Annotated in this window: 4 protein-coding genes and 1 pseudogene; 4 read left to right on the top strand and 1 reads right to left on the bottom strand. The window is 34.0% G+C overall.

Annotation, left to right across the window (positions count from 1 at the left end):
• Positions 1-707: 707 nt before the first annotated feature.
• A complete protein-coding gene (ltrA, locus tag J7E81_RS00135) occupies positions 708-2507 on the top strand; it encodes a group II intron reverse transcriptase/maturase (protein ID WP_215039896.1) in 1800 nt (599 codons plus the stop codon).
• 355 nt (positions 2508-2862) lie between these two features.
• Positions 2863-3051 (top strand): hypothetical protein, encoded by a 189-nt coding sequence (locus J7E81_RS00130; protein ID WP_215039894.1) that lies wholly within the window; start codon positions 2863-2865, stop codon positions 3049-3051.
• A 150-nt stretch (positions 3052-3201) separates the two neighbouring features.
• On the opposite strand, the pseudogene J7E81_RS00125 reads toward J7E81_RS00130, so the two are convergent.
• Positions 3202-3365: pseudogene (locus J7E81_RS00125) on the bottom strand (YhcN/YlaJ family sporulation lipoprotein); the annotation flags it as partial.
• Between the two features lie 250 nt (positions 3366-3615).
• On the opposite strand from J7E81_RS00125, the gene J7E81_RS00120 reads away from it, so the two are divergent.
• A complete protein-coding gene (locus J7E81_RS00120; RefSeq protein WP_215039902.1) occupies positions 3616-4077 on the top strand; it encodes a CarD family transcriptional regulator in 462 nt (153 codons plus the stop codon).
• A gap of 1783 nt (positions 4078-5860) precedes the next feature.
• Positions 5861-6061: a cold-shock protein gene (locus tag J7E81_RS00110; protein ID WP_160723171.1), complete on the top strand. Its 201-nt coding sequence runs from the start codon at positions 5861-5863 to the stop codon at positions 6059-6061.
• Positions 6062-6231 lie beyond the last annotated feature (170 nt).

Below are 6231 nucleotides of genomic sequence, written 5' to 3'. Positions count from 1 at the left end.
TGTACTGTGCGAAACGTTTCCTTATAAGTGCGGAAAGCACGAAATAGGAGGATTGCCGAAAGGCAATTACAACTGATTAATTGAAACTCGGAATGAAAGCCGTCATGTTGAGCTAAAACGAGTTATCTGATACTCCTACATGCATGGAAGGGTAGTAGCTCGAACATGTATGAAGCTAGGTGAAGTCGGCTGAAATGAACCTAAGTTCTAAACAGAATATGGTTCATGATAGGTCGGGATGCTACAAAATATCTAAGGTGAGTATGTCCAAGGGGACTGACGAACTTGCGAACGTACGGGTCTAGAAATTAATACGCTCGAAAGACGTATGCTGTAAATGCAGTGTCAAGCACCAAAAAGTACGATTAGTACATAGGAACCTCGGAATATCTAACAATTGAGGATATAGAATTGACAGGCTTAAAGTAAGCACCTACGGATGTATGTAAAAGCTAGATTAATCGGAACGTTGTAAGTAAGAAACATCCACTATAAAACGACTACTATCGGGATGGTATCTATAAGATAAATGATTATCGAAGTGACTTTATTCTTACGAAAGCAGGGATATAGTACCAATGAGACGTGTAACGAGCGTGGAGGGATGGTCCCAAGTCTTATTCTTTGAATGCAAATCAATTTAATAAAACTCACAGGGTCGTGTAAGATGATGGGATTTTCCGTAAGGAAGGAGAAACAATCCATCGGTGAGTACAGCTTTACGACATGCAGAATATTACAGTATGCAACACACATTTGATGACCTTTACGAGCGAAGTAAAAACAATGCTACAAAGGGTTTAAGGCTATATGAACATATCATATCGAAAGACAATATCTTATTAGCCTTTCGAAACATCAAAGCTAATACAGGTTCAAAAACAGCTGGAACAGATGGGATCACGATTGATCAATATAAAATTGAAAACGTTGATGAATTTATTGAAGTAATTCGAAAAGCATTAAAGAATTATAAACCTCAAACGGTACGAAGAGTTGAAATACCAAAACCGAATGGAAAGAAACGACCGTTAGGTATCCCAACTATGAGAGATAGATTAATTCAACAGATGTTCAAACAAGTATTAGAGCCAATTTGTGAAGCAAAATTTTATCATCATTCATACGGTTTTAGACCAAACAGGTCCACCCATCATGTAATGGCAAGATGTCAGTTTTTAGTCAATAATGTGAAGTTGCACCATGTAGTAGACATCGATATACAAGGTTTCTTTGACAATGTAAATCATTCAAAATTAATCAAACAAATGTACAGTATAGGCATACGGGACAAAAGAGTATTAACTATTGTATCGAAAATGCTAAAGGCACCAATAAAAGGCATAGGTGTTCCAAATAAAGGAACCCCGCAAGGGGGAATCCTATCTCCCCTTTTATCAAACATTGTTTTAAATGATTTAGATTGGTGGATAGCTAACCAATGGGAATGCTTAAAATTAAAACATACTTATGCACCTAATAGTAAGACAAGAGCGTTAAAGAAAACGAATCTTAAACAAATGTATATCGTTAGGTATGCAGATGACTTCAAGATTTTCACAAACTCTCATAAAACAGCTATTAGAATATACCACGCCACCAAAGGATACCTAAAAGAACAATTAAATCTTGATATATCTACCGAGAAATCAACGATTACTAATCTAAGAAAGAGAAATTCCGATTTTCTAGGCTTTTCTATCAAAGCAGTAACCAAGCGTAATAAATATGTAGCCAATACACACATTACGGATAAAAAGAAGAAAAACATACTAGAAAAGCTTAGATATTTAATTCAGGAAATTCAAAACAAGCCAATACCAAAAACTGTTTTGGATTATAACACTTATATTCTCGGAATAAAAAATTACTTTAAAATTGCAACTCATATCAATACTGATTTCGGAGAAATAGCCTATCATCTAACGAAAACCATGTATAATCGTCTAAAATCAATTGGGAAATATGGAAAACCCATTAATCCATCGCAAACATACAAGAGACTTCATAAAAATAATTTCAAAACATATAAAATTGCTGGCGTGTATTTATTTCCCTTAGGAGATACACAAACAAACAATGCTATGAACTTCAGTCAAGAAATATGTGATTATACAATAGAAGGAAGATCTAAACTTCATCAAAATCTTAGGGCTGACATTGCCATAGAAATAAACAAGATGTTACAAATACCTTACGGTAAAGACAACATAGAATTTGCAGATAACAGAATTTCAAGGTACTCTATGCAACTAGGCAAATGTGCAGTAACAGGGGATTTCTTGACATCCGATAAGCTGCAATGTCACCATAAGTTACCCCGACATATGGGCGGAACCGATGAATTTAGCAATCTTGTAATCGTACATGAAGATGTACATAGATTAATCCATGCTACAAGTGAAACGACGATTGAACGATATAGGAACATTCTTCAACTAAATGGGAAACAATTGAAGAAGCTAAACCAATTTCGTAAAGTTTGTAATTTAATTGCTTTAGTCTAAAAGAGTAAGATGGAACGCCTAATGCGGTGAAAATCGCACGTTGGGTGTGGAGCAGGGGAAAAGATGGAGATTACATCAAAGTCTTACCTATTGCTATTACACTAACGGGTGCAAGAGTTTAACAATGAGTTGCTGCGGCGCTCATTTTCTTTTTGTGCTATTGTGGCAGCTAGTTTAAACAAAAAGACAGTAAAATCGGACACTGATGCTCATTGTCCTATTAACACTAGTACAATGAGGAGTTGTCACTATACCGAAAATAAAATAATAACACTTACAAATAGGCAAATATCTATCCCTCTTTAAAAATGGACACATACACTATTTTTGAAACAATTTGAGGAGGAGATATAAAATGGAAAGACAATTCTTTGGAAGCGGTATGAGTTATGGAGGTTATCCTGGTTATGGCATGGGTTATGGTGGTTACCCATTCCATCATGGTTATGGTGGGTATCCATTCCATCATGGTTATGGTGGATATCCATTCCATCATGGATATGGCGGCTATCCATTTCATCATGGTTATGGTGGCTGCTGTTAGAGATGGTTCGTGCTAAGCTCATTAATTAAATATTAATTTAATTTTGCACATGACGTTATTTTAAAATGAATGTAAAATTAATGGTGGATAATTAATCCTAGACCACCATGAAAAAATGCTTAGCATATTGCCAAGCATTTTTTATACACCTTATTTGGCTTTAGGGAATACTCCCGAATTGTTTCAGTAAACTCATTAAAGAAACCTGAGATTGGTCTACCATTACGAATATCAGAGGCATATGTGGTCATGCGATCATAAAAGTCAGGGTTTTCCGATACGTAAACGTTATCAATGAACAAGGCAGTCGCTTTTTGTGTTATTTGCGCAGGTAGGTTTTATATAGAATAATACTATTAAGGTTAGTAGAGGTTTCAGAATATACGCGGGAAAATTAACCTTCCCTTTATTGGTAATCAACACGATTCCTATTTTTTTCTTTTTTTGATTTTTAAAGTAAAAGTAGTTGACACTGAAAATAAATTTATGATATTATTAAAAATTTGATAAAAAACAATAGATGTGTTAAGGTTAAGAAGGTTATAATATATGGAGGTGGATTATTTGTTTCAAATTGGCGATAACATTGTTTATCCAATGCACGGAGTAGGAATAATTAAAGCGATAGAAGAAAAGGAAATCTCAGGGGAAAAACAACAGTATTATGTCATAAAAATGTTAATCGGTAATATGCAAGTCATGATTCCTACGGGTAAAATATTGAGTTCAAGAATACGCCCTGTTACTGACATAATTGCATTAAAACAGATCATAAACATTTTTCATCATGGAGAATCAGATAGATTACTACCGTGGAAACAAAGGTATAGAGTGAACACGGACAAAATAAAAACAGGTAAAATACAAGAATGTACTGAAGTTGTACGTGATTTAATGCGTATGAAAAAAGAAAAAGCACTTAATACAAGCGAAAAAAAAATGTTAGATACAGCACATGAATTTTTGATTAGTGAACTGGGATTAATTAATGGGATTACTGAAAATCAAATAAAAAGTTTCTGTTAAGGTTAATTTATGATAATGTTTTACATCTCCCGAAAATATCCTGAATTTTTGGGGAATATTATTAAAAGTAAATCTTTTCAAAGACATTCAACTTCTCCAACTCACCTTTAGAGTATTAACCTCTTTTGTTTCTACAACCTAATCCATTTTTATTATTTAAATTTCTTTTACGAACGTTTGAAGTTTCATCAAATAACTCGATAAAATAGTCACTTGATTTTTGCAATCCTGATTCAAACTGGTACGGACAAGGAGCCGTAAGGATGAAAGAGAGGTAGGGCTTTCATTGTTTTAGGTATACAATTTATTATTTAAGTCATTATTTCTAGAAGAAAAAATAATCAATCTCACCTCTATCTTTAAGAATTTTTTACATCTACTGAGACAGTGAATAGTAATTGTTTATCTTCTTTACGTAAAAGAGAAAAACGAATTGGTAACACCATATCGTCTACTACAAAAATGGTTTCCAGACCAGGAAACCATTTTTTATTTTATTTACATAACAATAGTAAAGATTACTGATGATGGTTTTATGTGCAACGCGTACAATTTGATATTCTAAAAGGACAACGTGGCTCTCAAGCAGAAAACGTTTCTAAAATTTAATTGATCTCCTACCCCTTTGTAAATATGAACTCTGATCATAGGGGGGACCAAGCATAATCACCGCTTTGTAATTGAGTATACTTTTGTCATTTCCTTTTACTTCAATGTTTTCCCCGAATAATGGGACGAGGGAGCAGGTCCCTTGTCCCATGAGACTATTTGTCCAATACTCTATCCCTAGAAACTTTTCTCGAACGAGTAAGTTGCCATCTAGAAGAACAAAGGAACCACCCACTCTCCACATGAAGATACTATAAAAGGTCCCGTATTAATAGATTAATAGTAACTTTTTTTTGTTCCTGTTAAAGGAGATATTATTGATCACCCAGATTTTGATTCAAGATTTCATAATGGATTGAGGTTGTAAAAGTTACCCTAAATTATGAGACAAATGAAAGCTATGTATCTCCACATCCACTTGCAATTGAATTAGAGGAAATTAGTATCAATGACTATATAGAAAAATTTGTAGCACATGAATGGCGTATTGTTTCAAAAGAAGAATTATTAACCTGTTAAATGAGAAAGATTCACCGCATACCCCTGCATGTTATTGAAATAACGTAGCAGGTTAGATTAAGTACAACCTTTCACAAAGTTTAGAAAAAAAGCCGACGTCAACATTTGGAAATCATCAACAGGTTCTTACCAATCGTTTGCCTTGGGGTAAGTGCAAGTCAAAATGGATGGAAGAATTCATCGAAGAAGTAAAACTGCTGTAGGAAATATGAAGACGCGCTCATGAAAAAAGGGTATTTTTTTAGGGAATAAAAAGAATAGAACTACCATCTTATGGGGACAGGATGGCAGTTTACAGTAAAAAGTTCCAAGCTTTTGGCGCTCTTGGTACTTTTAACTTGGGTTATTTAAATTTTTTTTATACAGAATAAAGTAAAAGAAAGCCAACCTTATTACTAGATGCAGGGTCTACTCTACATCAAAGTATTAATTAGCTCCTATTTTATTATAGCATTTTTTTAGGGGATTAAAAGCAGTAAAACAAGTCCATATTTTTAATCATATTCTTGGATGGTTTCGTATTAAACATATATACTGAATAAACTTTCATTCATCAAGGTAATAATATGACCAGACCAAGATTCCTTAAACATCTTGGTCATGTTACAATCCATCAACAAATGTGTGCAATTTACACAATAGGAGGCAACTAAAAGTGGAAAAAGGTAAAGTAAAATGGTTTAACAGCGAAAAAGGTTTCGGATTCATCGAACGTGAAGGTGGAGACGATGTATTCGTTCATTTCTCAGCGATCCAAGGCGAAGGCTATAAATCACTTGAAGAAGGTCAAGAGGTTACTTTTGACGTAGAGCAAGGTCAACGCGGACCCCAAGCTTCAAACGTTCATAAAGCTTAATTATAAGAAGAACGAATAAGGACAGACTTTTATTTAAGGGTCTGTTTTTTATTTTAAACCAAAAAAACCTACTGACTAATTCAAGAGGTAATTGAATCGATAAATCAAATGGTAAACTCAGTGTATCATATGTCCTGAAAACAATATTCTTTTTTGGCAAGTCACTTACA

The organism is Bacillus sp. ISL-18, from assembly GCF_018613415.1.
In the GTDB taxonomy this organism is placed as follows: domain Bacteria; phylum Bacillota; class Bacilli; order Bacillales; family Cytobacillaceae; genus Neobacillus.
This window is presented reverse-complemented; position numbering and strand designations above follow the sequence as displayed.